Annotated in this window: 31 protein-coding genes and 1 pseudogene; 17 read left to right on the top strand and 15 right to left on the bottom strand. The window is 55.8% G+C overall.

Annotated features, from left to right (window positions below; translation table 11 throughout):
• Positions 1 to 49: 49 nt before the first annotated feature.
• The 3 genes from U738_RS19545 to U738_RS19555 all read right to left on the bottom strand — a co-directional run bounded on the left by U738_RS19545 (position 50) and on the right by U738_RS19555 (position 2,778).
• Complete coding sequence (locus tag U738_RS19545) at positions 50 to 1,726, bottom strand: methyl-accepting chemotaxis protein (protein WP_035584401.1); 1,677 nt, start codon at positions 1,724 to 1,726, stop codon at positions 50 to 52.
• A 235-nt stretch (positions 1,727 to 1,961) separates the two neighbouring features.
• Positions 1,962 to 2,420, bottom strand: a complete 459-nt coding sequence (locus tag U738_RS19550) for a GNAT family N-acetyltransferase (protein ID WP_231896827.1) — start codon at positions 2,418 to 2,420, stop codon at positions 1,962 to 1,964.
• Complete coding sequence (locus U738_RS19555; RefSeq protein ID WP_035584404.1) at positions 2,404 to 2,778, bottom strand: winged helix-turn-helix transcriptional regulator; 375 nt, start codon at positions 2,776 to 2,778, stop codon at positions 2,404 to 2,406. Before U738_RS19555 ends, U738_RS19550 begins: the two co-directional genes overlap by 17 nt.
• A gap of 90 nt (positions 2,779 to 2,868) precedes the next feature.
• Between U738_RS19555 and U738_RS19560 the strand changes: the two genes are divergently transcribed.
• Both U738_RS19560 and U738_RS19565 read left to right on the top strand, forming a co-directional pair.
• Positions 2,869 to 3,195 (top strand): nuclear transport factor 2 family protein, encoded by a 327-nt coding sequence (locus tag U738_RS19560; RefSeq protein WP_035584407.1) that lies wholly within the window; start codon positions 2,869 to 2,871, stop codon positions 3,193 to 3,195.
• Positions 3,195 to 3,967: pseudogene (locus tag U738_RS19565) on the top strand (SDR family oxidoreductase). Before U738_RS19560 ends, U738_RS19565 begins: the two are co-directional and overlap by 1 nt.
• Here U738_RS19565 and U738_RS19570 read toward each other — a convergent pair.
• Together U738_RS19570 and U738_RS19575 are read right to left on the bottom strand one after the other, a co-directional pair.
• Positions 3,899 to 5,176, bottom strand: coding sequence for a DUF3541 domain-containing protein (locus U738_RS19570; RefSeq protein ID WP_081899166.1), 1,278 nt, complete (start codon positions 5,174 to 5,176; stop codon positions 3,899 to 3,901). The pseudogene U738_RS19565 and the gene U738_RS19570 sit on opposite strands and share 69 nt — an antisense overlap.
• A gap of 182 nt (positions 5,177 to 5,358) precedes the next feature.
• Positions 5,359 to 6,318, bottom strand: coding sequence for a LysR family transcriptional regulator (locus U738_RS19575; RefSeq protein WP_035584410.1), 960 nt, complete (start codon positions 6,316 to 6,318; stop codon positions 5,359 to 5,361).
• 110 nt (positions 6,319 to 6,428) lie between these two features.
• Here U738_RS19575 and U738_RS19580 point away from each other — a divergent pair, with 110 nt between their 5' ends.
• From U738_RS19580 to U738_RS19615, 8 genes are all read left to right on the top strand, one after another.
• Entirely contained in the window at positions 6,429 to 7,538 is a 1,110-nt protein-coding gene (locus tag U738_RS19580) for an ABC transporter ATP-binding protein (protein WP_035584413.1), read from the top strand.
• A 38-nt stretch (positions 7,539 to 7,576) separates the two neighbouring features.
• On the top strand, positions 7,577 to 8,275 hold the full coding sequence (locus tag U738_RS19585) for an HAD-IA family hydrolase (RefSeq protein ID WP_035584416.1): 699 nt from the start codon (positions 7,577 to 7,579) through the stop codon (positions 8,273 to 8,275).
• Between the two features lies 1 nt (position 8,276).
• Entirely contained in the window at positions 8,277 to 9,584 is a 1,308-nt protein-coding gene (locus U738_RS19590) for an NAD(P)/FAD-dependent oxidoreductase (protein WP_035584419.1), read from the top strand.
• A gap of 39 nt (positions 9,585 to 9,623) precedes the next feature.
• The gene (locus U738_RS19595) at positions 9,624 to 10,679 is read left to right on the top strand and encodes an ABC transporter substrate-binding protein (protein WP_081899167.1); all 1,056 of its coding nucleotides are present in this window, start codon (positions 9,624 to 9,626) and stop codon (positions 10,677 to 10,679) included.
• A 69-nt stretch (positions 10,680 to 10,748) separates the two neighbouring features.
• Positions 10,749 to 11,648: an ABC transporter permease gene (locus tag U738_RS19600; RefSeq protein WP_235208666.1), complete on the top strand. Its 900-nt coding sequence runs from the start codon at positions 10,749 to 10,751 to the stop codon at positions 11,646 to 11,648.
• Between the two features lie 11 nt (positions 11,649 to 11,659).
• Positions 11,660 to 12,433, top strand: a complete 774-nt coding sequence (locus U738_RS19605) for an ABC transporter permease (protein ID WP_197671984.1) — start codon at positions 11,660 to 11,662, stop codon at positions 12,431 to 12,433.
• Between the two features lie 102 nt (positions 12,434 to 12,535).
• Positions 12,536 to 13,366 (top strand): helix-turn-helix transcriptional regulator, encoded by an 831-nt coding sequence (locus U738_RS19610; protein ID WP_035584426.1) that lies wholly within the window; start codon positions 12,536 to 12,538, stop codon positions 13,364 to 13,366.
• 37 nt (positions 13,367 to 13,403) lie between these two features.
• Complete coding sequence (locus tag U738_RS19615; RefSeq protein ID WP_035584429.1) at positions 13,404 to 14,018, top strand: LysE family translocator; 615 nt, start codon at positions 13,404 to 13,406, stop codon at positions 14,016 to 14,018.
• Positions 14,019 to 14,031: 13 nt separating this feature from the next.
• On the opposite strand, the gene U738_RS19620 is transcribed toward U738_RS19615, so the two are convergent.
• Genes U738_RS19620 through U738_RS19630 form a run of 3 tightly spaced genes read right to left on the bottom strand, consistent with a single transcriptional unit; the run spans position 14,032 to position 15,505 of the window.
• Positions 14,032 to 14,391, bottom strand: a complete 360-nt coding sequence (locus tag U738_RS19620) for a VOC family protein (RefSeq protein WP_035584432.1) — start codon at positions 14,389 to 14,391, stop codon at positions 14,032 to 14,034.
• Between the two features lie 43 nt (positions 14,392 to 14,434).
• On the bottom strand, positions 14,435 to 14,755 hold the full coding sequence (locus tag U738_RS19625; RefSeq protein ID WP_035584434.1) for a hypothetical protein: 321 nt from the start codon (positions 14,753 to 14,755) through the stop codon (positions 14,435 to 14,437).
• A gap of 24 nt (positions 14,756 to 14,779) precedes the next feature.
• Positions 14,780 to 15,505 carry an ArsR/SmtB family transcription factor gene (locus tag U738_RS19630; protein WP_035584438.1) on the bottom strand — a complete coding sequence of 242 codons (726 nt, stop codon included), beginning with the start codon at positions 15,503 to 15,505 and terminating at the stop codon, positions 14,780 to 14,782.
• A gap of 74 nt (positions 15,506 to 15,579) precedes the next feature.
• On the opposite strand from U738_RS19630, the gene U738_RS19635 reads away from it, so the two are divergent.
• On the top strand, positions 15,580 to 15,927 hold the full coding sequence (locus U738_RS19635) for an NIPSNAP family protein (RefSeq protein ID WP_035584440.1): 348 nt from the start codon (positions 15,580 to 15,582) through the stop codon (positions 15,925 to 15,927).
• Positions 15,924 to 16,271 (top strand): antibiotic biosynthesis monooxygenase family protein, encoded by a 348-nt coding sequence (locus U738_RS19640; protein WP_035584443.1) that lies wholly within the window; start codon positions 15,924 to 15,926, stop codon positions 16,269 to 16,271. Before U738_RS19635 ends, U738_RS19640 begins: the two co-directional genes overlap by 4 nt.
• Before the next feature lie 10 nt (positions 16,272 to 16,281).
• Here U738_RS19640 and U738_RS19645 read toward each other — a convergent pair whose 3' ends face one another.
• From U738_RS19645 to trpB, 4 genes are all read right to left on the bottom strand, one after another.
• Positions 16,282 to 17,073, bottom strand: coding sequence for a carbon-nitrogen hydrolase family protein (locus U738_RS19645; RefSeq protein WP_035584447.1), 792 nt, complete (start codon positions 17,071 to 17,073; stop codon positions 16,282 to 16,284).
• A gap of 59 nt (positions 17,074 to 17,132) precedes the next feature.
• Positions 17,133 to 17,753, bottom strand: coding sequence for a LysE family translocator (locus U738_RS19650; protein WP_035584450.1), 621 nt, complete (start codon positions 17,751 to 17,753; stop codon positions 17,133 to 17,135).
• Between the two features lie 170 nt (positions 17,754 to 17,923).
• Positions 17,924 to 18,763, bottom strand: a complete 840-nt coding sequence (gene trpA / locus U738_RS19655) for a tryptophan synthase subunit alpha (RefSeq protein WP_035585676.1) — start codon at positions 18,761 to 18,763, stop codon at positions 17,924 to 17,926.
• 44 nt (positions 18,764 to 18,807) lie between these two features.
• Positions 18,808 to 20,037 (bottom strand): tryptophan synthase subunit beta, encoded by a 1,230-nt coding sequence (trpB, locus tag U738_RS19660; RefSeq protein ID WP_035584453.1) that lies wholly within the window; start codon positions 20,035 to 20,037, stop codon positions 18,808 to 18,810.
• A gap of 106 nt (positions 20,038 to 20,143) precedes the next feature.
• Here trpB and U738_RS19665 point away from each other — a divergent pair, with 106 nt between their 5' ends.
• Positions 20,144 to 21,058, top strand: a complete 915-nt coding sequence (locus U738_RS19665; protein ID WP_035584456.1) for a LysR family transcriptional regulator — start codon at positions 20,144 to 20,146, stop codon at positions 21,056 to 21,058.
• Between the two features lie 7 nt (positions 21,059 to 21,065).
• On the opposite strand, the gene U738_RS19670 is transcribed toward U738_RS19665, so the two are convergent.
• A complete protein-coding gene (locus U738_RS19670; RefSeq protein ID WP_231896822.1) occupies positions 21,066 to 21,938 on the bottom strand; it encodes a LysR family transcriptional regulator in 873 nt (290 codons plus the stop codon).
• 131 nt (positions 21,939 to 22,069) lie between these two features.
• Between U738_RS19670 and U738_RS19675 the strand changes: the two genes are divergently transcribed.
• The 3 genes from U738_RS19675 (at position 22,070) to U738_RS19685 (ending at position 23,549) form a co-directional block, all read left to right on the top strand.
• A complete protein-coding gene (locus tag U738_RS19675; protein ID WP_035584462.1) occupies positions 22,070 to 22,840 on the top strand; it encodes an NAD(P)H-dependent oxidoreductase in 771 nt (256 codons plus the stop codon).
• 183 nt (positions 22,841 to 23,023) lie between these two features.
• Positions 23,024 to 23,296 (top strand): type II toxin-antitoxin system Phd/YefM family antitoxin, encoded by a 273-nt coding sequence (locus U738_RS19680; RefSeq protein WP_035584465.1) that lies wholly within the window; start codon positions 23,024 to 23,026, stop codon positions 23,294 to 23,296.
• Positions 23,277 to 23,549, top strand: a complete 273-nt coding sequence (locus U738_RS19685; protein ID WP_022522593.1) for a Txe/YoeB family addiction module toxin — start codon at positions 23,277 to 23,279, stop codon at positions 23,547 to 23,549. The genes U738_RS19680 and U738_RS19685 overlap by 20 nt, the downstream gene beginning before the upstream one ends.
• Before the next feature lie 28 nt (positions 23,550 to 23,577).
• On the opposite strand, the gene U738_RS19690 is transcribed toward U738_RS19685, so the two are convergent.
• The gene (locus tag U738_RS19690) at positions 23,578 to 24,177 is read right to left on the bottom strand and encodes a class I SAM-dependent methyltransferase (RefSeq protein WP_035584468.1); all 600 of its coding nucleotides are present in this window, start codon (positions 24,175 to 24,177) and stop codon (positions 23,578 to 23,580) included.
• A gap of 41 nt (positions 24,178 to 24,218) precedes the next feature.
• On the bottom strand, positions 24,219 to 25,160 hold the full coding sequence (locus U738_RS19695) for a LysR family transcriptional regulator (RefSeq protein ID WP_035584471.1): 942 nt from the start codon (positions 25,158 to 25,160) through the stop codon (positions 24,219 to 24,221).
• A 106-nt stretch (positions 25,161 to 25,266) separates the two neighbouring features.
• Between U738_RS19695 and U738_RS19700 the strand changes: the two genes are divergently transcribed.
• Positions 25,267 to 26,250, top strand: a complete 984-nt coding sequence (locus tag U738_RS19700; RefSeq protein WP_035584474.1) for an aldo/keto reductase — start codon at positions 25,267 to 25,269, stop codon at positions 26,248 to 26,250.
• The last annotated feature ends 7 nt before the right edge of the window (positions 26,251 to 26,257 follow it).

The raw sequence follows: 26,257 nt of genomic DNA on the forward strand, positions 1-26,257 counted from the left end.
GCTCACAAAAAAGCGCCCTGGCTGGGCGCTTTATGGTTGCTTCAGGCGTTTAGAAAGATGCCCATTCTTCGGTCTTTTTTTTGCTACCAATAACGTGAGTCGGCAAGCGTTTAGCTGCCCGTGGCTGGCTGTCGTTTTGCCTTATCGTAGCAGGCAGAGCGCGCTGGTTTAGGTCAGCGGTCGCTCCTCTAAAGAACGACACCTCCTTCAACAATGACTCCGCTTGGCCTTGCAGAGAACGACCTGCCGCACTGGATTCTTCTACCAGGCTCGCATTCTGCTGGGTGACACTGTCCATCTGCGAGACGGCCGTGTTGACTTGCTCGATGCCTTGGGACTGTTCTCGGCTCGCGGTTGCGATTTCAGCCATCAGCACCGTGACGCGCTGTACGCCATTGACGATATCTTCAAGCGATTTGCCCGCCCGGTTGACCAATTTTGAGCCGGTGTCAACTTGGCTGATACTTTCTTCCACGAGCTTTTTGATGTCTTTAGCGGCATCGGCACTGCGTCCGGCCAGGTTGCGTACTTCATTGGCCACCACGGCAAACCCACGGCCTTGCTCGCCCGCGCGAGCGGCTTCCACCGATGCATTCAGCGCCAGCAAATTGGTCTGGAAGGCAATTTGATCGATCAACCCGACGATACCAGAGATCTTACGGCTTGAGATGTTGATGTCTTCCATCGCTTTGACGGCTTGCTCGGCGATCTCCCCCCCGGCGTTGGCTTGCTGGCTGACGTCATATACGAGTTTATCGGCTTCGGCAGCATTGTCTGCGTTCTGACGCACGGTCGAGGTAATTTCATCCATCGAGGCCGCGGTCTCTTCGATGTTTGAGGCCTGCTCCTGAGTACGGCGGCTAAGATCGTCGGTGCCTAGCACGATTTCGTCAGCGGCCACATTCACAGACTCGGCGTTATGACGAACGGACATGACAACCTGCGAGAACTTGCTTTCCATGCTCTTTAACGCCCGAAGCATCACACCAAACTCATCTTTGCATGTAACGTCAATGTCGTTATCAAGCCTTCCTTCAGCCATGGCGTTGGCGAGTGCTTGTGCCTTACCCAGCGGCGTCATGATGCCGCGGATCAACCATATAGCGAGCAGAATTCCGAAGATGACAGCCGCCGCCATCACCCCAATAACGAAATTGCGCGTCCAAACATAGTCACTTGAGGACTGTTGGTTATTTGCAGCGGCTTGAGTGCTGTTACGGTCGATGAGCCCCTGGATCGCCGTTAGCACCTTTGGATATTCTGCGCGTAGCGTGGTGGTGGCAATCTCTCTTGCAGCATCGAAATCATTGCCGATCATTGCCGCGTTAATGTCGTCAATACCGGCGCGAAGACTGGTCAGCGACGCAATAAACTCATTAGCGATGGCACGTTCTTGATCATCGGAGACACGATCAGGAAAGTAATCATTCCAGGCAGCATCGATAATAGCGTCGTTCTCAGCGACCTCCTGCTTCGTGGTAATGGCAGATGCCGGATTCCGATCGCGCTGTTCGGCCGTCACTTTCACCCGGTTGCCGAGCAACGCTTGGTTGATCTGAGTAAGGTTACCCAGTGTGAGCACGTTGCCCTCGTAAGTTCTGTTGAGGGCATCGTTAGTCTTGCTGAGACTGTAAAGACCGATAGTACCGACGACGATCAGCATCAAGATGCAGGCGCCTAAACTAACGGCAAGCCGCAGTTTGACGCTTCGATTCAGAAGTAGCATGGAAAGATCTCGTAGAGGCCCGCAGCACTCTTCTTTGGGCAGGTGGAAGCCAGCTCGGTAACTGCAAGCGTTCAGACAGAACGTATCCTGCTAGTCACCATTTAGCATTATCGGCTCACGTTCAGAAACATTGAGGGCTTATCTTAAAGATCGCCGATATCTTATGTGATTAGATGCCACCCGCCCCGGTGTAGGCTCACAGACGTCAATCGAGACCAATAACCTACGAGCGCTACTAAACGTTCTGGTTATCTCCATTCACGAACGAATAGAGCAAAATATCGGATCGGTAGGCCCAGCCCTGATTGGCCCAGAACTTCTGAGCGGCTACGTTCTCGGGAAGAATCATCAGGTGTGATTTTTGGATGCCTTCGCTCTTGAGCGCTTCCAGGCAGAGGCTTACCAACCGCGTGGCGATGCCTAATCGGCGATGGGCATCCGATACCGATAAGTGTTGAACATAGCCGCGCTTGCCATCGTGGCCCGCCATAATCGTTCCCACCAGTTCTCCTTCGACTTCTGCCACAAAACTCAGACCGGGGTTGCGCAGCAGGTATTTCTCAATGCCTTCTCGTGAATCGGCATCGCGCAGCCGCACGCCTTCACTTTCGCTCCACAGGGCAATGGCAGCTTCATAGTCGTTGATGGTCATGGTGCGGTAGTGCATCAGGCGGTTCTCATTGGGTGGCGGCATCGTTTTGTTCGTTCTTCTCGTCAGGGTTGTTGAAGTGATCCTTCTGCTCTGCCCATTTCAATAAGGCATCCAGCGCCGGGCAGAGCGTTTGCCCCCATTCGGTAAGGCGGTATTCCACTTTCGGCGGCACCTGGGGATAGACCTTTCGGGCCACAATGCCATCCGCTTCCAGTTGGCGCAGCTGTTGGGCGAGCATTTTCTGGGAGATGTCAGGGATGAGTTTTCCGAAATCGGAGTAGCGCTGCACTTTTCCATCGAAGAGATGAAAGAGAATAATGAGCTTCCAGCGCCCTTCCAGCATTCTTAATACATTTTCCACATCGCTTGCGGCGGTAGTGGGCGTATAAATCTTTCTCATGGGTAAGCCACTTACCTTTTTGTGCGTTCTTGATAACGCGTCAGCCTGAGCAGAATATTCTCTCACATTACCTTGCGAGAGATGACCATCATGAGCTTGTCACTGCCAGACGCGATCACCACTTATTTCAGCATCAGCAACGGTGCGGATGCCTCCCTCATTGCGGATTGCTTCACTCAAGATGCCTGTGTGCTGGATGAAGGAGAGACGCACCGCGGGCGCACCGCTATTCAAGCTTGGGTGCGCGCCACCCGTGGCAAGATTGAGTATCGCGTAGAGCCGGTCAGTGTTTCCCAACAAGGCAATAAGATGGTGGTTACCGCCACTGTAACTGGCAACTTCACTGGCAGCCCGGTGCAACTCGACCACGCTTTCCAGCTTGCCGATACGCAAATTCAGTCATTGGAGATTCACTAATGATCCTGAACTTGAACGGGCGACGCGTATTGATCACTGGTGGTAGCAAAGGGGTTGGCGCTGCCGCGGTGGCACTCTTTCGCGAGGAAGGCGCGCAGGTACTGACCGCCGCCCGTACTCGCCCCGCTGACCTGCCCGATGAGCTATTTGTAACCGCTGACCTGACGACGGCCGAAGGCTGTGCCACGGTGGCCGATGCGGTCAACGAACGTTTGGGCGGCGTGGATATTATCGTTCACGTACTGGGTGGTTCATCCGCCCCCGGCGGCGGGTTCGCAGCCCTTGGGGAGGAGGAGTGGCAACGCGAGTTCGACATCAATTGTTCCCCGCCGTGCGGCTGGATCGCGCCCTGTTGCCAAGCATGCTGGCCCAGGGCGATGGGGTGATTATTCATGTTACGTCCATTCAGCGTGAGCTCCCCCTGCCCGAGTCGACCACGGCTTACGCGGCGGCCAAGGCGGCGCTCTCCACCTATAGCAAGAGCTTGTCCAAGGAAGTGTCACCCAAAGGGGTGCGTGTGGTTCGGGTGTCGCCGGGCTGGATCGAGACGGAAGCCGCCGTTGCACTGGCCGAGCGGATTGCCCAAGACGCAGGTACCGATTACGCAGGCGGCAAGCAGATCATCATGGAATCGCTGGGTGGCATCCCGATTGGCCGCCCTTCGAAGCCTGCTGAAGTGGCCAACCTGATTGCGTTTCTGGCATCACCCCTGGCGGCCACCATCACGGGAACAGAGTATGTGATTGATGGCGGCACCGTGCCTGTTGTTTGAGAGTGGCAGGAAATTGAGATCGCCTAGCGTATATCGCTGATATCGGTGCTCTCGACTGGCCTTAGGCCCGCCTTTCTGACCACACAGCAAACTCGTTGCCACTGGGTTCGATGAAGTGAAAACGAAAGCCGCCTGAGTTGAGCCCCCGCCAAGCCCTTCCGAAAGGTCGGGACCAGGATACAGCCGGCCCGGCCAGCGCAACACCATGATCGCCAGAACGTTGCGGTGTTCACCACCCGCCAGTCCCTTTTCCACCGTGGACGAGGGGATGATGCCGCTGGCGGGGTCCACCGCCGCCACCAACGCCTCACGCACCCGGCCCACTAGCGGGTGATCCTCGCGGTCGGCAAGCAGGAAGGCCAATGCCACCTCGGCTTGGATGTCGGCCGTGGCCCGAGCCATGATGTCGGCCGTGGCCCGAGCCATGATGCCGGCCGTCTCCCGCTCCAGCGCTTCCAGCACCCAAGCGTGCACCTCCAGGTCCACCTTCCGCTGGTAGTATCGGCTGTCAGCGATGACGAAGTGGGTCAGGCCATAGAGCCAGTTACGGTACTCGGCGTCGTCGAGCTCGGCGACTCGATCAGGCGGGTAGTGACGTCGGAAGGCTGCTTCCACCTCCCGGCGCAGGTCCATCACGCCGAGTTGATGCAGGAAGTACGCTTGGTTGGCCACCTGAGCAGCATAGATCCCCATCACCGCGGGGTCGGTCAGGAAGGCTGCCCAGTCGACCTCAGCCAGGTAGTCCAGCGCCCGCTCGTGGCCCTCAATGGCCGGTAGCATGCCGTGGTACTCGGCCTGGACCAGCCGGAACAGCAGCCCCCGGGCAAAGGCGATTTCCCCCCACTCACCCAGCATGGCGCGCCGGGCGCGCTGCTTGGCCGTGCGCTGGGAGTAGTCGTCAACAATCGCCCGGCTGCGGGCAGCCGCGTACCCGGGCTCGGCCAGGCCGACGATGTCCTTCTCGAGCCGCGTCAGTAGACGCTCGCCGTAGGCATGATTGAGGGCCCACCAGCGCTGCTCGCCAGTCAGGCGGTAGAGCCGCTGGGCAAAGTGGCGCTGCTTATCCTCGGACAGCGTCGGCAGAGCCCGCTCGTAGACCTCCTGGATGGCCAGTCCGACGCCGCGCTGGACGTCGCGCTCCTCATGCGGCTCTATGATGGCGCAACCGGCCAACGCCAGCACAACCATCAGTGAAAAGAGCTTTCCCATGCCGAATCCTTGGTGGTGTTCACTATCGTTAGGCCATCATTGCACAGTCGATGAGCAATTATGTACAAGCATCCGTGGCGCTAACGATTGGGTTTGTGCATGTGTGGCGGCCACTTACCAGCGCTTAGCACCCACGTACTATCTATTGAGTTGCTAGTGGGCGGCTTTTATCGACTGAAAAATCAGAAGTCCTTAGCCAGAAAGGATTCAAGCTTCAACTCTGGATACTGCTTCGCCACATTTGCAACGTCATTTTGCGTCTCCGCGATTATCCACTCTCTTACTTGCTTGGCCGCGTCACTCAGCGGTTTTTTGCGCGAGTGAACTAAATGGCAAAGCCGTTCTGTGGCAATCGCCGTGGGGGTGGCGGGCACCAGCGAGCCCGTTTCCAGCCAATGGGATACGATGTTCAGCCAGCCGATGGCGATACCCTGGCCCAACAGGGCCGCCTGGATCACGACGGCATAGTCCGAAAATACCAGCGAGTGAGTGGTTCCATAAGCTTGCAGATGGAAATTGGGCAAAAGCTCAAACCAGTCTATGCGGCTGTCGCTGAGGCTAATCAAGGTGGTGGAGACATCGTTGCCGGGCGATTCGAGTTGCTGCTTTCGATAGGCCGGGCTGCAGACGGGCACCAGTATTTCCGGCAGTATCAACGAGGCGTCATGCAGGATGTCCTCCCCCGTGACGAAGCGAATCCCCAGATCAACATCCTCGACGGAGCCGCTTACCGACCCTGAAATCAGTTGAAAACGCAGGTCAATGTTGGGTAGCTGCGCCTGCAGCTTGTGCATACGCGGCATCAACCAATGGGTGGTGAAGGCGGTAGAGACCGATAGCGTGACGGTTTCAAGACCGGTGTTGCGGGTTCGGATTTCATGAATCGCCGCTTCGATATTATGAAAACCGTCGATCACCCCTTGATAAAGTATCTCACCACTCTCCGTCAGCACGGTCTTGCCAGGCGTCCGCAAGAACAGCTTGACCTCCAGATACTCCTCCAGAAGCGCAAGCATACGGCTGACCGCTGGTTGGGTAACCCCCAGTTCAGCGGCGGCCTTGGTGAAGTTACCGCAGCGTGCCGCTGACTCGAATACGAAGAGAGCGTTGGCACTGGGTAGTTGTCGGCGCAATGTAGGCATAATTTCAGGTTATGCCACTACCAAGAATTTCGCAATTGTCCGCGAACACCTTATCTGCTGTACTCAATGGCAACCGATAGGCATCACAACAATGAAAGGTGATAAACCCTATGGATGAGCGAGACAGTGTGGGTGTTGCCATACGCTCCATCAGTAAGCGTTACGGCAGTACGGTAGCCCTGAAGGACATAACTTTAAATATTGAGCCGGGTGAATTCGTGTCATTACTGGGCCCTTCGGGCTCTGGAAAAACAACCCTGCTCGGCGCCTTAGGTGGCTTCGTGATGCCTTCTTCAGGGTCGGTGTGGGTCGGCGATCAAGACATGACCTATATGCCGCCGCACAAGCGCAACATCGGCGTCGTCTTTCAGAGTTACGCGCTCTTTCCGCACATGAGTGTTGGCGAAAACGTCGCCTTTCCCCTTCGCGCTCGTCGCCTACCTAAATCCACATGGCCAGAGCGGGTGAAACAAGCCCTGGCCATGGTTGAGTTGGATGGCTATCAGGACCGTGGGGTGTCTCAACTGTCGGGTGGCCAACGACAACGGGTCGCTCTGGCCAGGGCGATTGTGTTCGAGCCACGGCTAATTCTGATGGACGAACCCCTGTCGGCGCTGGATAAACAGTTGCGCGAGACGATGCAGATTGAGCTGCGCCGCTTACACCGCAAGCTGGGGGCCACCGTTGTTTATGTGACCCACGACCAGCGTGAGGCGCTGACCATGAGTGATCGGGTGGCCATCCTAAAGGATGGTGAACTGGTACAGATCGGCGCTCCCGAAACGCTGCACAACGACCCGAAAGACTCTTTTGTAGCCAGCTTCATCGGCGATTCCACCCTGCTACCGGTGACCCGCATTGATGAGCATAGTGTGCGGCTCGGCACTCACACGCTGCGTTCAGCCAAGCCCATCGCTCCTCATGCGAAGTTGTTGCTGGCCATTCAAACTGAAAAACTGCTAATTGACGATGGTAGCCATGAACCCGGCGTCAATCGCCTGCCATGCCGGGTCATTGAGACCGTGTACCAGGGCGATAGCCTGCGATTGTTCCTTGAACTGGAAGACGGTACCTCTATCAGTCTGCGTCAACCCAGCCACCACGCCGCAAGGCGACAGATTCCACCGCTCGGCGAGCGCTTGAGCGTGGTACTGCATCCAGAGGACACCATCATCGTGCCTCGTGCGGGATGCCCCACTCCGGCGACACACGTTGCCTGACATAACTGCGAAGTAAAAAACAGGAGTCATAGCCGATCATGGAACTTTCCAACTTTAAAGTTCTGACATTTGATGTCGTGGGCACGCTGATTGATTTTGAGAAAGGGGTACTGGACGCGGTCCGGCGACTGGGTGGGGCTGCGGCCCAGGATATGGACGACAACACCATTTTCGAGGCCTACAAGCGCGGTCGGGATCGTTACCCGGGGCGTTCGAGCAGTGCCATGGCGGATGTCTACCGCTCATTGGCTGAGGAGTTAACGCTGCCTGCTGACACGGTTTCGGCCGACGCTTTCCAGTTAGCGGTGCTTCGTTGGCCCGCGTTTGAGGATTCGGTGGCGGCGCTGAAGCGGCTGCGCAAACACTATCGTCTGGTTGCCATGACCAATGCCGACCGTGCGGCATTTTCCTGCTACTCACATATCCTCGATGACCCCTTCGACGATAGCGTGACCTGCGACGAAGCTGGCGTGGCCAAGCCCAATCCTCAATTTTTTGCTTACAACCGTGGTCGTCAGGCAGCCCACGGCTACAAGTTCTCGGAAATATTGCACGTTGCCCAGAGTCAGCACCACGACATCGGCATTGCCAAGGAGTTGGGTTACACCACCTGCTGGATAGAGCGACGTCAAGGACAAGCGGGATTCGGCGGCACGCCAGAACCCAAACAGCTCACGACGCCGGACTTTCATTTCCCCACCCTTAAGGCGTTGGCCGACGCCGTAGAGAAGGTGTGATATGAGTGGGCCGCAGCCTGGATCCCCCATTGCTTCGCTTTGGCGTGACACGACGAGCACCGTCTCGGATTTCGCATCGCTTTCCAGCGATAAGACCGTTGATGTTGCCATCATAGGGGGTGGCTACACGGGATTAACTGCGGCCCACCGCTTGGCAGAACGTGGCGTTCACGCCATCGTGGTGGATGCCAACCCTATCGGCTGGGGAGCAAGCGGACGCAATGGCGGCGTGGTATCGGCTAAGTTCCGGCTATCGTTTCCCAGCATTGCACAAGCCCACGGCATGCCGGTTGCCACCGCCATGCATCGGCTCTGCCATGATTCAGTGGATGAGGTAGAAGCCTTGATTCAGGACTATGGTCTTGAGAGTGCCCGCTTCACCCGCTGCGGCAACCTGCGCTGCGCCCATACGGCTAAGGCCCTGGATGCCATTACCGAGGAAGCCCACTGGATGCGGCGAGAAATGGGCGATGACTCGATGCGCTGTCTCTCCGCTGGCGAGGTAGCCGAAGAGACTGGGTCGCAGGCATTTAAAGGCGGGGTTTTAGGGCTTGGCGTGGGTACCTTGCACCCGCTCGACTATGTGCGGGGTTTGGCGGCAGGGCTCAACCAGCGCCATGGCGAGATCGTCTTCGAGCGCACCCCGGCCACTAGCATTCGCCGCCTGGATAATGGTGTTCATATCACGACGCCAGGCGGTGAGATCAAGGCGCGACAGGTGATCCTGGCCACTAATGCCTATTCGGATATTACGCCCGTCAGTGCCGCGATCAAGACGCGCTTGGTGCCGTTTAGAAGTTCGATTATCGCCACTAACCCTCTCCCGGAGGCGCTGCAGAACTACCTGTTGGTCAAGGATAGAAGCTATGGCGAAACTCGCCGGATGATGCGCTGGTTTCGCAAGGTCGATGGACGGATCGTATTCGGAGGACGCGGGGCGTTTGGGAAGCGTGACTCTCAGGCGGCGTTCGATTCCCTGCAGAGCGCCATGGTGTCACTCTTTCCAGCGCTCGTGGATATCGGCATTGCCTATCGCTGGTCGGGGCATGTGGGCATGACGCTCGATGCCCTCCCCCATGTGGGCAGATTCGACGACCGCGTGTGCTACGCCGCCGGTTATAACGGCGCGGGAGTGGCCATGTCGACGTTGCTCGGGCGGTTTGCGGCAGACTACGCCATGGGTGAAAGCCCTGATCTGGCGCTGCTGGCTACGGAGCGGCTCAAGGCCGTTCCGTTTTACCCCTTACGTGAAGTCGGTATTCGACTGGTAGCCGGTTATTACCAGTTCCTTGATGCAATCGGGCGCTGACTCGGCGCCGGAAGCATTTACTCAGTTGGAGGTCGCAAGATGAAAGATACTAACTGCTTCAAATACTTGCTTGGTTCCTCGGTAATGGTCGTGGGTGCGCTTGGAGCCGGGCAAAGCCTGGCAGATGGCGAAATTACCTTCGTCTCTCAGGGTGGCGCTTATCAGGAAGCACAGACGGTTGCCATACTCGACCCAGTTGCCGAAGCGCTCGGCATCACCATTCGCCAGGAGAGCGCCCCCGACGCTTGGCCGATGATTAAGACGCAAGGCACCACCGGCCAGGCGGTATGGGACGTGGTCGATACGCCACCATTGAACTGTGTGCGGGGCGGCAACCAAGGGCTGATTGCGGAACTCGATTTCAGCCAGATTCCCAACGCCGACTCAATGCCCGAGGCGTACAAAACACCCTACTCCGTGGCCTATGAGTTTTATTCCAGCGTACTGGCCTACAACCCCGAAGCCTTCGATGGTAATCCGCCCCAAAGCTGGGAGGACTTCTGGAATGTGGAGGAGTATCCCGGCAATCGTGCCCTTCGCAACCACCCCCTGGGCACACTTGAAGCTGCTTTAATGGCCGATGGGGTGGCGCGGGAAGAGCTTTATCCGTTGGATGTTGACCGGGCTTTCGCCAAGCTTGAAGAAATCAAACCGCATATCACCACCTGGTGGACATCTGGCGGTCAGTCGGCGCAGCTGCTCTACGATGGCGAGGTGGACATGCTGATGATGTGGAATGGACGTGTCAGCGCGATCATCAATGAAGGCGCCAGCGCTGAGTTCACCTATAACGATGGTGTGTTGCAAAACACGCATCTGTGCATTATTGAAGGTGCGACCAATCAGGAAACGGCCGTCGAATTCATCAACGCGGCTATCGACCCTGAGTATCAAGCTAACCTGCCGCTACATATTGACTACGGCCCCGGCAATCCGGCCGCCTTCGACACTGGCAAGATTCCCGATGAGCGTGCCCAGGAGCTACCAAGCTTCCCTGAAAACGCCGAGCGCCAGGTGTTGATGTCGTACGAGTGGTGGGCCTCCTCAGCGGGTGAAGAAGCGGAGCGTCGTTGGCTGGAGTTTATGCAACGATAAGTGCATCGTTGCCGTGCCCCTCCTGCGGGTTACGGCAACGCTTGTCGATTTCCCGATAGGAGACATCCTTTGAAAGCGACCGCCATCAACCATCATTATCCTCACGTTAGCCACCAGGATGCGTCACGGGGCCATCGGCGCCGCGAACATGCGCTCATGCTGCTGTTGATGTCGCCCGCCGTGCTCGTTGTGTTTGTGCTGCTGCTCATTCCGCTCGGTTGGTTGATCGGCCAGTCCTTCTATGCCGATGGCTTCACGCTGGAGCACTACCAACGAATCCTTACCGAAGGCATCTACTGGAATACCTTCTGGGTCACGTTTCGCATCAGCTTTATCGTTACGCTACTGGCCCTATTGATGGGCTACCCCATCGCCTATGCCGCTTCTATATTGCCTAGGCGCTGGTCGATGGTGGTGCTGGCGCTGGTGATTCTGCCATTCTGGACCAGCGTTCTGGTGCGAGCCTACGCCTGGCTGATTCTGCTACAACGCTCAGGGGTGGTGAATGAATCGCTGATGGGCGTCGGCCTTATTGATGCACCGCTGGCGCTGGTGCATAACGAGCTGGGCACAATCATCGCCACAGTACATATCCTGCTGCCGTTTATGGTCTTGCCGCTTTACGCCACCATGCAGAAAATTCCCAACGACTTAATACAGGCTGGCGCGAGCCTGGGTGGCACCCCCTTGCACGTTTTCAGGCGCGTGTTCTTCCCTCTTTCGCTCAGCGGCGTGTTGGCGGGCATGACCCTGGTGTTTGTACTGTGTCTCGGCTTCTATATCACCCCGGAACTGGTAGGGGGAGGACGCACGGTCATGGCATCCATGCTGGTCAGTCGCAACATCCAACTGTACAGCGACTGGGGAGCCGCCAGTGCGGTTAGTGTCGTGCTGCTGCTCTGTGTGCTGGTCATTTTCTATGTGGTGAGCCGCCTCGTTCCCCTTGAGAAGATACTGGGTGCCAAATGAATAAATTATCCTTGTGTCGAATAAGTTTTATTGGCTATGTGGTCGTGGTGCTGATCTTCTTGATCCTGCCACTGCTAATCGTTGTGCCCATGTCGTTCTCGGACAGCCGTTTCCTCTCCTTTCCGCCCAACAGTTTCTCATTTCGCTGGTATGACACCTTCTTCAATAATCCCGGGTGGATGTCTGCCGCAAAAACCAGCCTGATCGTGGCGTTCTCCACGGCATTGATCGCGACACCGATCGGCGTGGCGGCGGCTTATGCCATCAATAGTTCGACACACTGGCTTATGCGCTATCTGAAGATCGTACTTCTTTTGCCCTTGATCGTGCCGATCATCATTGTCGCCACCGGGGTGTTCTTCATTTATGCCCTGTCGGGAATGCTTTACACCATTCCCGGCTTGATCATGGCGGACGTGATGCTGGCGCTGCCCTATGTGATCACCGCGGTAACCGCAGGCCTGCACGGTTTCGATCAGACCCAGGAGATGGTCGCTAGAAGCCTGGGTATGAATCGTTTCCGTAGCTTCATGAGCGTCACCCTGCCGCAGATCATGCCGAGTGTGGTAACCGGGGCGATCTTTGCGTTCATCCAGGCCCTGGACGAAACCATGGTGGCGCTCTTCATTTCGGGTGGCCAGAACCAACCCCTGACCGTACGCATGTTCACTGCGCTGCGCGACGAGATCGACCCGACCATTGCCGCCATCAGCACCTTGCTGACAGCCGCTTCCTTCGCGCTTGTATTACTGCTGGTGCTGGCACGTAAGCAGGCACCGATGTAAAACGCTATCCCGTTCGTTGTCGCTGCTGATTAGCAATTATGTACAAGCATTAGGGGGCAGTGCTGGCATAAGCTTGTAGTGTGACTAATCAGGAGGGGCGGCATGAGTAACGCGAGCCGATTTCAATTCATCAAGAGCCAGCACGTGCCAACGCTGACGGTGCTTCATGCGGCCATTGAAGATTTCAGCTACGACCGCCATGCCCACGAGGAGTATGCCTTCGGCGTAACGCTGGCGGGACGTCAGGATTTCTTCAGCGGCGGGCAGTTTCATCGTAGCCCGCCGGGCAACGTTATTTTGTTCAATCCAGAGGAAGTTCACGACGGCCAACCGGGCGGAGAGCACGCGCTGGATTACCTGATGGTGTATGCGCACCCCGAGCAGGTTAAGCCTCTGTTTGCTGATGCCCTGGGACATGAGCACATAGCTGACTTTCGTTCACATAACACGCTTATTCAGGACATTCGGCTACGCAATGCCATTTTGGAACTGGCGCGCTTAGTCACTTCTCACTCTGGTAGCTGTATCGATCAGGAGAATGCGCTTTATCAGGTAATCGAGCGAACCGTGCAACTCGGCGGGATTTCTCAGCCCAACCAGGTGCTCACCCGCCCCGATGCGCTGCTGGGCCTGGCAAAAGAGTATATTCACGCCCACTTGGATACGGATATCTCCCTGGATGACATCAGCCAAGCGGCGCATATCTCCAAGTACCACTTCTTACGCTTGTTTCGTCAGCATTACGGCATCACGCCGCATCAATATGTGATTAATTGCCGAATCAATGCGGCCCGTTCGGCGCTAGACCTAGGCGCTTCCCTAACGGAGGTCGCTTTGCGCTATGGGTTTGCCGATCTCAGCCATTTCAATCGCCGCTTTAAGCGCATTTATGGCATGACGCCCCACCAGTACCAGCGTGATATTGCGCTCTAACACCTAAACACCTAAACACCTAAATAGAGATTTCATCATGTTAGGAATTGTCGCCTATGCCCTAGGCGCTATGTATTCGCCTGGGCCTGTGAATCTGCTTGGCTTGAATATTGGCATCAATGGGCAAGCCAGGCAGTCGGTTGGGTTTTGCCTTGGCGTGGGTACTGCGATGCTGGCGTACTTATTAGTATTAGGTTGGGCGGGTGCTGCATGGATCGATGATGAAGCACTCATTATGGTGAGTGCCTTGGGCTGCGGCTATATTGTTTATCTCGCGAGCAAGATTGCCCGTTCAAGTGTTGATATAAGCGAGCCAGACAACGCCCCTCGGCTAGTCAGTTATCGTGATGGGCTGGTCATGCAGTTGCTTAATCCCAAAGCCATTTTGGCCACCCTGCCCATTGCCACACTGCAGTTTCCTGCGGCGGGTATTGAGGGGATTAGCTTAGTGGTTTGGGCGTTAGGGCTGGCGATGTTGGCCGCTGGCGCGCCTGGCAGTTATATCGTGATCGGCAGTTTAGTGGGCCAGCGTATTGGAAACGCCAACATCGTTAAGCGCTTCAATTGGGTGATGGCAGGGTTGCTGATAGCCGTGGCGTTATCGATTGGCTATGAGCATGTGTGGGTGCCGCTCACATCTATGGCTCTCTAACCTGACTGTTTGATTAGGGGCGCAACTCCGACCAGACCGCAAACTCGTTGCCACTGGGCTCCTGAAAGTGAAAACGGCAGCCGCCGGGAAACTCAAAAATGGGCCGAATGATTTCGCCTCCGCTCTTCTCAACCTTGTTAAGCGTTGCGTCAATGTCAGCGCTGTAGAAAACCAGCAGTGCGCCACCGCTTGAGGTTTGGTTACAGGCATCCGCTTGGTAGAAGCCGCCATCCAGCCCTTGGTTGGAAAACGCGGTGTATTCAGGGCCGTAATCGACAAACTCCCAACCAAACGCCGCCGAGAAAAACGCTTTTGTTGCAGCTAAATCTTTCGCGGCAAACTCGGCGTAGTTGAGCTTTTCATGCTGGTTCATAGCCTGCTCCTTAGTTGTTTTTTTCAGACGACAGAGGCGTTATCTATTGGCCGAAGCCGATGCCTAAGCGCAGAGCTTGCAGCCCATCGAACTCGACACTTACCTCGTCAGAGAATAAGGGATGACCCTTGACTATCAAATCCAGCGTCGCTTGAGAGCCGCGATAAGTGACGGTTACTTCGAGATCCGCGATCGTGTTAATAGGCGCCAGCACCCCATACTCAATGTTATCCACGCTGACGGCAGAGAGGCCGCGGTCATCCAGCTGCTGCTGAACTTCCCGCTCAACGACAACGCCGTAATAGAAGTAGATACCGGCATAGCCAAGCGCTAACAATACAACCAGTGAAAAGAGCTTTCCCATTATTTCTCTCAGTTTTATAGAATCTTAAAAGATGACAGCGGCTTGTTGGGCTGAAACCGGTGGCGCACTCTGCGGTTCGAGCATTGCCCAAAGCAACTTCTCCCCTTGGGCGCTGAATACGATAACGCGAGAATTTTTTTCTCGCTTTGCCCAACCAAGCTCCTGAATTCGGGTAAGCAGCGCACTGCCAAGCGCGCCCGCTAGATGATGCCTGCGCTCGCTCCAGTCGAGACACTCCCTACAAAATGAGCGTTTTGAAGAAGCAAGCGCGTCTGTATCGATGCCAAATTGATTAAACCACACCCTTCCCTGCTCAGTGAGCTGTAGCCCTCCCGGGTGTTGATGAAGGATGTTCGTTCGCAGCATATGTTCATACACTGAAACACCCAACTCCCCGGCAAGATGGTCGTAACAGATACGGGCCTTGCGCAGGGCGGGATCGCGTGGCCCGGTAAAAAGGCGGCTCCCCTCACTGTGGACAGCGAGGCCCATCAGTGTCTCCAGGAGGTTAGCAATATCCGGCCCCGCCAGTCTGAAGTAGCGGTGTCGGCCCTGCTGCTCAACCGTGATCAGCCCTGCGTCTAGCAGCTTGCCAAGGTGAAAACTGATGGTCTGCTTGGTAACTCCGGCCGTGTCCGCCAGTTCGGTCGCCGTCAGCGCACGACCAGACATCAGGGCGGAGAGGACCTCCGCCCGGGCGTTATCACCGATAAGCGCTGCAACGCGCACAATGTTAGGGCCTTCACTCATGGTTCGATTCTAGTCGAACCACCTGGGGCCGACAACGCGGTATCGTCCTAGCTACCGTTCAAAGGAGAGCCCCCATGAGCATTACCTGCTTTATCCGCTACGAGATCGATCCCTTCCAACACGACACCTTCAAGGCGTACGCCGAGAACTGGGGGCAAATCATCCCCCGGTGCGGTGGCCACCTTATCGGTTATTTTCTTCCCTACGAGGGCACTAATAATATTGCCTGGGGGCTAATCGCATTCGATAGCCTGGCTACCTATGAGGCCTACCGCGCCCGGCTAAAGTCTGACGAAGGCGGGCATGAGAACTTCATCATGGCTCAAGAGAAGAAGTTTATTCTCAAGGAGGAGCGCAGTTTCGTTGAGGTGGTGGACGGCACACTGGGCGTTGAATCTATCTATCCTTGGAGTGTTTTATGATCGCCGTGATATTTGAAGTGCTACCGCATTCGGATCGAAAACAGGACTACCTGGACGCTGCCAGCGCACTGCGTCAACATTTAGAAGATATCGACGGTTTTATATCGATTGAGCGCTTCGAGAGCCTCACACATCCTGGAAAGATCCTGTCGCTCTCCTTCTGGCGGGACGAAGAAGCCGTGACGCAGTGGCGAACGTTCGGACCTCACCGCTCCGTCCAGAAAGCAGGCCGGCAGGATATCTTTGCCGACTACCGACTCCGCGTCGCTTCCGTCATCCGGGACTACGGAATGAATGACCGCCGCGAGGCACCGGCGGATTCGCTTGACGCGCACCCATCATAGAGCGGGCGGGCTAGCCCAATGGGCAGCTGTCTTCGATAGGTAAATTGGTCACTAGCGAGGCGTCGAGTGCGCCTCCGTTTATAGCGCAAATTACAATGCAGGCTTCAGTGCCATCAGCCGTGATCGCGAGTTCACCATCCGCATTCCAGCCGCCGCTTTTACCGCAGGTTTGCCAGCCACCTGTGTTGGAGATGTGGTTAGCAAGTAGCACCGGGATCTGGTGGCGTTTCGCCATAGAGGCAAGTAGCTGCGCATCGACCTCGTACCCTGCTTCAGATATCAGCGCGCTGGCGATATACACATCCGCTTGCTGGGCGACGGCTGCTTCTGCATGGGAGGGATTGGCGAAGTCTGCACAGATGGCCAAGGCTATTCGAGTACCGTTAACCGTACATAGATAACTTTCGTTGCCAGTCGAACAGTAAACCGCTTCCCCTTCGTGCAGGTACTGCTTTGCGTAGAATGCTCGCTCGCAGTTGGGGAAGCAGATAACCGCCCCTATCTGCGGTTTTTTGCCTTCACTAACGAGCGGACAGCCTGCTATCACGACGATATTATGGGCAACGGCGGCTGTGGAAAGTGTGTCGAACACCGCTGAATCTTTCGGCAGCGCTAGCTGTTCTAGTAGCTCAAGCTCATAGCCAGTCAGAGAAAGCTCAGGGAACACCACTAGATCAGCCCCTCGCTCGGCGGCGTCCTGAATATAGGCAAGGTGCATTTCAAGGTTCTCGGCCACTGCACCTTTTACTACGGGTAGTTGAGCGAGTGCGATAGTGGTGCCGCGTGTGCCTCTGGGTTTCATTTCAACACGCCTCGCATACAAATATTTTGTTCACTTCATCCCCGAGCGCAAAAGCGTTATCACTCTTTTTTAGACAATAATAACCCTACCCCTGCGCTGGCTAATAAGCCTGCGCAGCCGCGGTTGAATAAACGCCGCATGGCGGGGCGTGAAAACCAGTGGCTTAAAAAGCTGCCTGCATAGGCGTAACCGGCAATCGCTACCCATTCCAGCAGCAAAAACAGCGCACCTAGCACTATAAATTGCTGCCCTACATTGCCGCTGGGCTCCACAAACTGCGGCAGGAATGCAGTAAAAATCAGGATGGCTTTTGGGTTACCGGCGGCAAGCAGAAACTCTTGTCGCGCCAGCTCAAACAGGCTCTTGGGCTGGGTGTCTCCGTCATCGTTTTCAGCGCTGTCGGCACCCCATAATTGATACGCCAGCCATAACAGATAGAGGCCACCCACTACCTTGATGACCAGGAAAATCTTTTCAGAGGTGTAAAGCAGCGTAGCCAAACCGGTAGCAGCCAGCGTAATCATGCCAACAAAGGCTGCCAACCGCCCAATACCTGCTAGACAAGCGGCCCTAACGCCATAGCGCTTGGCATTGGTCAGTGACAGCAGATTGTTAGGCCCTGGCGCCATATTGAGAGCGAAGCAGGCCGGAATAAACAGCAGTAGCGTGGTCAGGTTCATGAAAATCGCCTCTCTAGGCTCGCAGCAAAGCCCTTCATTAGCATTAGACTGTATGCCCAATTGCTTAGATTAGCTGTTCACGAAGGCTTGGCTCAATCTTTGATACCCAACAGAGGCGATACATTTCCAAACAGCAGCGTTAATCGGTAAGCAAGGGACGTATACCCTGATCAGCAAACTTGCGGCTCAACCACCTCCCGGCAAGCCCTGACGCTTTCCGCCAGTTCACTTACCAGGCCATGCACACGCTCCACAGCTTCATCAGGCGTGTTGGCATTTTCGATACAGTCAACGAGTGCAGAACCGACGACGACTGCATCGCTGAAGCGGCCCATCATGGCCGCTTGTTCGGCTGTACGGATGCCAAAACCAACTGCGATGGGCAGTTCAGTATGTTCACGAAGCTCGGCTACTGCGCCTTCCAACCGTTCTGGGGTGGGAGCACTGCCTCCGGTGACACCCGCCACGGAAACGTAGTAGATAAACCCGGAGGCGTTCGCCAGCACCTTGGGCAGGCGTTTGGCATCGGTGGTCGGCGTGGCCAGGCGAATAAAATCAATGCCGTGTTGCGCCGCTGGCTGGCAGAGCTCTTCGTCGTGCTCGGGCGGCATGTCTACCACGATTAGGCCGTCTACTCCGGCCTTGGCGGCATCGGTCAAGAAACGCTCGACGCCGTAGCAGTAAATGGGGTTGTAGTAGCCCATCAGCACAATGGGCGTGGTGCTGTCTTCTTCACGGAAGCGGCGCACCATTTCCAGCGTTTTGACTTGGGTCTGGCCATTATTCAAGGCACGCAGCGCGGCTTTCTGGATGGCGGGGCCATCGGCCATGGGGTCGCTGAACGGCATGCCGAGTTCGATGATATCCACCCCCGCTTTTGGCAACCCGTGCAACAGGCGGCGGGAGGTCTCGGCATCCGGATCGCCAGCGGTGAGATAGCTGACCAGCGCCGGGCGGTTTTGCTGCTTGAGTACGGCAAAGCAGCTTTCAAGACGAGACGTGTTTTTCATGGCCTGATTCATAACATCGTTCATTGCGTTGTCCTGTATCGCGCTCATAAACTTTTCACTCCGAATTTATCGCCCAAGTGATGGGCCACGCTCATCATGTCTTTGTCACCACGGCCGCTGAGGTTGACCACCATCAAGTGCTCGCGGGGTAGGCTTGGGGCACGCTTGCCCACTTCGGCCAGGGCATGGGCGGTCTCCAGAGCAGGAATAATGCCCTCCTGGCAGCAGCAGATCTGGAAGGCTTCCAGCGCTTCGTCGTCAGTGGCAGAGACGTACTCAACCCGCCCCTGTTCGTGCAACCATGCGTGCTCTGGCCCGATTCCGGGATAGTCCAGCCCGGCGGAAATTGAGTGAGCGTCGATAATCTGGCCGTCCTCGTTTTGCAGCAGATAGGTGCGGTTGCCGTGCAGCACGCCGGGGGTGCCGCCGTTCAGGCTGGCCGCGTGCAAGCCGCTTTTAACACCCTTTCCGCCCGCTTCCACGCCAATCATCTTCACGTCTGGGTCGTCGAGGAACGGGTAAAACAGCCCAATAGCGTTAGAGCCGCCGCCCACGCAGGCCACCAGCGAATCCGGCAGGCGCCCTTTCTTTTCCAGCATTTGCGCACGGGTTTCATGACCGATCACGGCCTGGAAGTCTCTCACCATGGCGGGGTACGGGTGCGGCCCAGCCACGGTGCCAATAATGTAGAAGGTGTCATCAACGTTGGTGACCCAGTCGCGCAGCGCTTCGTTCATGGCGTCTTTGAGCGTGCCGGTGCCGGAAGTGACTGGAACGATTTCTGCGCCCAGTAGCTTCATGCGAAACACGTTGGTCTGCTGGCGTTCGATGTCGGTGGTGCCCATATAGATGACACAGGGCAAACCAAAGCGCGCCGCAACGGTAGCGGTGGCAACTCCGTGCATGCCCGCACCGGTTTCCGCGATGATGCGCTTTTTGCCCATCTGCTTGGCCAACAACACCTGACCGATGCAGTTGTTGATCTTGTGCGCGCCGGTGTGGTTCAGCTCTTCGCGTTTGAGATAAATGCTCGCCCCGCCAAAGTGCTCGGTCAGCCGTTCAGCGAAGTAGAGCGGGCTTGGCCGTCCCACGTAATCGCCCTGAAAGTAGGCTAACTGACGCTGAAATTCCGGGTCGTTCTTGGCGGTGGTGTATTCGTCTTGCAGCTCAAGAATCAGCGGCATCAGGGTTTCGGCGACAAAGCGGCCGCCAAAGTTGCCAAACAAACCGTTGGCATCGGGCAGGCTCTGGGATACGTCTACAGGTTGATTCATCACGACCTCTGAATGCGTTATCAAACAATGCAATGAAAGTAGCGCAAGCAGGCCGGGATAAAAATCGATAAGATGTCATCAACATGTGAGCTGGAGTCACGTATTAATGCAAAACAGCATGCCACCGCTTAGCGCCTTGCGCGCCTTTGAAGCCACCGCCCGGTTGGGTAGTGTGACTGCCGCTGCCGAGGAGCTAAGCGTTACCCACGGCGCTGTTAGCCGCCAGTTGAAGAGCTTGGATGACCATTTTGGCGTGGCGCTTTTTACCAAAGCGGGCCGTGGCATTGTGCTGACACCACACGGCGAGCGGCTGCAGAGTGGTGTGGGTGAAGCGTTCTCACGCTTGAAAGATAGTTGCGCATCGCTCAAGCGTGATGTCGAAGAGGCGCCCTTCACCCTGGCCTGCCCTGGCAGCCTGCTGGCGCGCTGGCTAATTCCCCGCCTGGATCGCCTGCACCGCGAGCTGCCCCAACTGAAGCTGCAGGTAGTGGTGAGTGAAAGCGAGCAGCCGGGCACGCAAACGGATGCCAGCGCCACCCTGGCATTTGCCGAGCCGCCCTGGCCCACAGGTGTTGAGGTGTTCGAGCTGATGGAAGAGCAGATATGTGCGGTGGCAAGCCCGCAGCTGGCGGCCCAGTGCGATGCAACAAAGCCCGGATCTCTACTTGCCAATAAGCTCTTGTATACATCTTCCCGCCCCCAGGCGTGGCCGCAGTGGGCCACTGCCAAAGGGCTGGAGCTGGCAGAGCTTGAGGCGGCGCTAAGCAGAGGCCAGAGGTTCGATCACCTTTACTACTTGATGGAAGCGGCAGTGGCAGGCCTGGGTATCGCCATCGCGCCGAGGCTATTGGTGGAAGACGACCTGAGGAGTGGCAGGCTGGTGGCCCCTTGGGGAAGTATCCAAACCCCTGCTCGCCTCTGCCTGTGGTTGCCCAGCCAAGCCGATAGGCGCCGAAGCGAGCCACTGGCAGAGTGGCTTAAGCGGGAGTTGGGGCTGGACGCTGCTAATATGACGGCTTGATCAACGTTTATTTCGCGCAAAGGATACGTGATATTTGCTCACGCACCCAACGATGCGCACTATGACCATGATTGCGCTCATGCCACACCATACCGACTTTGAATCCCAGTGATTTAATGGGGGATTCAACAATTTTAAGGTCGGAACGCTGGGCAACTAAACGCCGCGGCACCAGTGCTACAAAACGTGAGTGAGCAACAATCTCAAGGACGAACAGGAATGAAGATGTCGACAGAACAACATTGCGTCTATAGCCCAATGTTTGTAAGACCTGATCCACCTGAGTGGAAAAATCGCCTCCGCTGAGCGAAACGATTACGTGCTCAAGCTGGACATACTCTTCAATCGTCATTTCTTCACTCAGCTGTGAGTGATTCCAGCACCCAACCAGCACATAGTTCTCATCATACAGCGGCCTGATTCGTAAAACCTTGGGCGCCTCTTCGGGTGTCATGAGTGCAAGATCCACTTCACCCCGTGCCATTTGAGCTTCCAGCCTGGGTGGCTCCAGACTACGTATGGCGATTCTAATGCCAGGTGCTTGACGCCTTAATTCGTTCATGACCGCCAAACCAATGACCGCTTGAAGGTAATCGGTGCATGCAATCGTAATGGTCAGCGACGCTTGGGCAGGTTCAAAGTGCTGGTGCGTTATCAGCGTCTCTCGCACCTGATCCAGTGCAATACGTAGTGGGGTAAGTAACTCCAACGCTTTGGCGGTAGGCATCATCCCTCGGTGAGCCGGGATTAGCAGCGGGTCGTTGAACATATCTCTAAGGCGGCTCAGCTGAGCGCTGACGGCAGGCTGACTAAGATGCAGGCGTGCGGCGGCTCTCGTGACATTTTGCTCTTCAAGCAAAGCCTCTAAGGTCGCCAACAAATTAAGATCCAGCCTTTTAGTATCCATATTTTATATAGTAGGTCATAAAACTATTAATTTCATTGATAGCTTATTCTTGCCCACAATCTCTAGCGTATCCACTAAGTAAATTCGCCTGTAGGAGCATTAAAGTGTCCAAGACCATATTAATTGTGTATGCGCACCCAGAGCCCACATCATTGACCCGCCGGTTCGTAACTGAAACGGTACAAATACTGGAGCGACAAGGCCAAACCGTGCTGCAGTCAGACCTATATGGCATGGGTTGGAAAGCGACGTTTGATGAGCACGATTTCCCCAACCGTATAAATAATGACCGGCTAGGCTTTATTCAAGAGTCGCAGCACGCCTATGCCACTCACCAGCAGACGCAGGATGTCGCCGCAGAGCAGGACAAGCTGCTTGCCGCCGACGCCGTCATATTCCACTTTCCCTTGTGGTGGTTTGGTATGCCCGCCATTCTCAAAGGCTGGATAGACCGGGTGTACGCCTATGGATTTGCTTACGGATACAAAGATGAAGGCAATCGTTATCGCTATGGAGACGGTATTCTCAAAGGCAAACGGGCATTACTGTCGGTAATGGTGGGTGGCCCAGCGGAGGACTATTCACCCCGAGGTATTAATGGCCCCTTGGAGGAATTGCTATTCCCCATCACCCACGGCGCCCTGTTTTTCCCAGGTATGGATGTACTGCCAACCCATGCCGTGTATGGCACCGGCAAACTTTCGAAAGTCAGCGTAGCGAAGGAGCTAGCCGCTTGGCGTCTACGCCTCGAAAATCTTTTTAATGAATCCCCTATTCCATTCCGGCGGCAAAATGGTGGGGAGTATCAGCAAAATATACTCGCTGACCATATTGCTATGGGGAAAGAGGGACTGACCATTCACATCGACCATTAGCAGATTTTTAGACAGCAACATCATTCAGACAAAGTATTATTAGCTGCACAATATTACCAGCACGTGCAACTATGAATTCAGGAAATCTAGGCCAAGCGCAGCGATAAAGCTATCGCTGCGCTTGGCCTTGTCGGAGCTAGTGAGATATAGTTGTACGGAATTTCCGTACATTATGGTGACGTTATGGATATTATCAGTGTTAACAAATTCAGAGACAACCTGAAAAGCGTAGTAGAACAAGTGATTAGCCAGCACGAACCCTTAAAGGTAACCCGTCGTGCCGGAGAGGCGTTTGTGGTGATTAGCGCTGAGGACTGGGAAAGAGAGCAAGAAACACTGCATGTGCTTCAGAACCGAGACCTCATGCAACAAATTGCGGCTTCTCTAGATACCCATAGTCGTGGTCAAGGATACCAACCTGATAATGAGCAGATGAATGAGATCACTGGTATTTGAGGGCCGTACGTGGGAAGCCTATGAAAAAATGCGTGAAACAGATAAGAAGCTGCATAAAGCGCTCTGCAAACTCTTAAAAGAAATGCTCCGCTCTGACGATCCAACGGCTGGTATCGGAAAACCCGAGCCACTCAGACACAATCTTTCTGGCTTGTGGTCAAGGCGCATTTCACAAAGAGATCGGCTGATCTACCGGTTCGATGACAAAGCTATTTATATTTTTGCCATCGGCGGACATTACGATCAGTCCTGATAATAGTTAATTGATGAAAAGCACGACGCTACCTTTTCTGCACTATCAAATAAGTATGCAACTCCGGGTGCTGATCGTACTCCAGATGTCTGCACACCGCGCCTAACTTCATCAATAAGGATACGAAGCCGTTTGTGCCAAGCGTAGAGTAGTAGACCTCGGGCCCCATAAAACTATCGGTATGCTCACCAGGTTCGTCGGTACCGCCGAAAGAGAAGATCAGTACCCCACCCTTATTCAGGCTTCCGATAAGTTTGGTCATCACACTTTCCTGCTGCGCCAGCGGAATATGCCAGATGCTGTCCCAAGCGGTGATGAAGTCGTATTTTGCCGACGGTTGCCACTGGCAAATATCCTGGTGGTGAAAGGTCACGTCTGGATGCTTCTGCTTAGCGAGGCGCAGCATTTCATCGGAAATATCCACGCCCTCAGGCGTAAAGCCTTCATGTTGCAAGAAGTCGATAAAGCGGCCGGTACACCCACAACCGATATCGAGTGCCTTTCCTCGGCCCTTCACAAACGAAAGCGCCCTTTTGTGCGCCTCTATCCCGTTAGCGAGATTGAATTTGTCGCTTTGCCAGAGGTGGGTGATCTGATCGTAGGCGCTGCCAATATCAGTGGGTGTCATGGATGGCCTGTAAGATAAAAAGTGAGTAATTAGTGACTATATCACCCACTCAAGCGCTTGCGGTTACTGGCCACCAGCTCAGTCAGAAAGTCCGCCACGGCCCGGGTACGGCCTGATTGGGTGAGATCCGTCTGAATAACGAGATAGATGGGCTGATCCACGCCAATATCCGCAGCGACACACACCAGTCCAGCCTCCAACGCCAGAAAATGCGGCAACACCGCTATCCCCAGCCCCGCTTTCGCCGCCGCTAACTGGGTCGCCAGCGAGGTAGTAGTTAGCGCAGGTTCCTGCCCTTGCAGAATCCGCTCAACCCACTGAGCGGCAGGCAGGTGCGCCTGCGTTTCGCCCCAGGTGATAAAGGCGTCGGTGTCGTAATTGCCAGCATCGTGGTGAGCCTCACGCTGCGCTACATAATTGGGGCTGGCGTATAGCCCGAAACCCAGCGAGCCGAGTCGGCGAAGGGTGACATTACCCCGCTCGGGCTTGACCATTCTAAGTGCTACATCGGCGTCGCGGCGGTGCAAATTAACGGTAGAGATATCGGTCACCAGCTCAAGTGTGATGCCGGGGTACTGAGCATAAAATTGTGGCAATGCAGGCAGAATCAACGACGTGGCAAGGTTTTCAGCCGTGGCCAAACGCACCCTGCCGCTCAGTTGCGTAGCGAGTGCGCCGCCGCTAGAGAAGGCAGCTGCGGCGGCTTCCAGCGCTTCGGCTTTTTCGATTAGCCCGGCCCCTTCCTCGGTAAGCTGATAGCCCGACTGCTGACGAACGAACAACGGAAGCTTTAAGGCTTTTTCCAGCCGCTCGATACGCCGGGAGAGCGTCGCGATCCCCAGATGGAGTTCCGCTGCCGCGCCGCTCAAAGTGCCGTGGCGGGCCACCGCCAGAAAGGCTCGTGTGTCATCCCAGACCCACCCGCGGGGCATCTGGTTTTCAAAACTGGTAAACGGCTTACCGAAATCGTTCATTTTTTTCATTATTGGATAGTGCCACGCTGTTATTGCGCGTTTCAACAAGCGCTCGAAAACGGCTCACGATCTCTTGATGAGCCATGGTTTCGTAAGTAATGACAGGAGACATAGCATGCAAAAACGTACACTCGGAACCGACCTAACCGTTTCCGCCATTGGCTTAGGCTGCATGGGAATGAGCGAGTTTTATGGCCCCCGAGACGATAGCGAATCGCTTCGAGTATTGGCCCAAGCGGTGGAGCTGGGGATCAACTTTTTCGATACGGCAGATATGTATGGGCCACACCATAATGAGGAGTTAATTGGTCGTTTTCTCGCCAGCCACAAGCCCAGGGTGCGTATCGCCACTAAGTTTGGCATTGTGCGCAACCCCGGCGAATACCAACGCAGCCTGGACAGCAGCGCCCGCTATGCCCGGCAAGCCTGCGAGGCGTCGCTGAAGCGGCTGGGTGTTGAGCAAATCGATCTCTACTACGTCCACCGCGTTAACCCGGAAATCCCCATTGAAGAGACCATGGAGGGCTTGGGGCAGCTGGTGAAAGAGGGAAAAATTGCCCACATTGGCCTCTGCGAAGTCAGCGCTGATACCCTGCGCCGTGCCCATGCGGTGTACCCGGTTACCGCCGTGCAAACCGAGTATTCGCTGTGGACGCGGGACGTGGAGCAAGCGGTACTGCCCACCTGCAAGGAACTCGGCATCGGCTTCGTGCCCTACTCACCTCTGGGCCGGGGGTTTTTGACGGGCAGATTTCAGGATACCAGCGATTTCGGCGAAGACGATTTTCGTCCTAACCTGCCACGCTTTTCTGAACAGGCCATGGGTGCCAACCGCCGTATCGCCGACGTGATCGGCGAAGTGGCAGCGCTCAAAGGCTGCACTCCGGCGCAGCTATCGTTAGCTTGGCTGCTATCCAAAGGCAATAACATTGTGCCGATTCCCGGCACCAAGCGGCTGCGCTACCTTGAAGAGAATGCGGCAGCGACGTCCATTACCCTGACCACTGATGAGCAAGAGCAGTTGGAAACCGCCACCGTCGACCTTCCGGTGACCGGTGAGCGCTATACGCCGGAGGGCATGAAGGGGGTTAATGCGTGAGTGTCGG

It is taken from the genome of Halomonas sp. TG39a (assembly GCF_000744395.1).
Lineage (GTDB): Bacteria > Pseudomonadota > Gammaproteobacteria > Pseudomonadales > Halomonadaceae > Vreelandella > Vreelandella ventosae_B.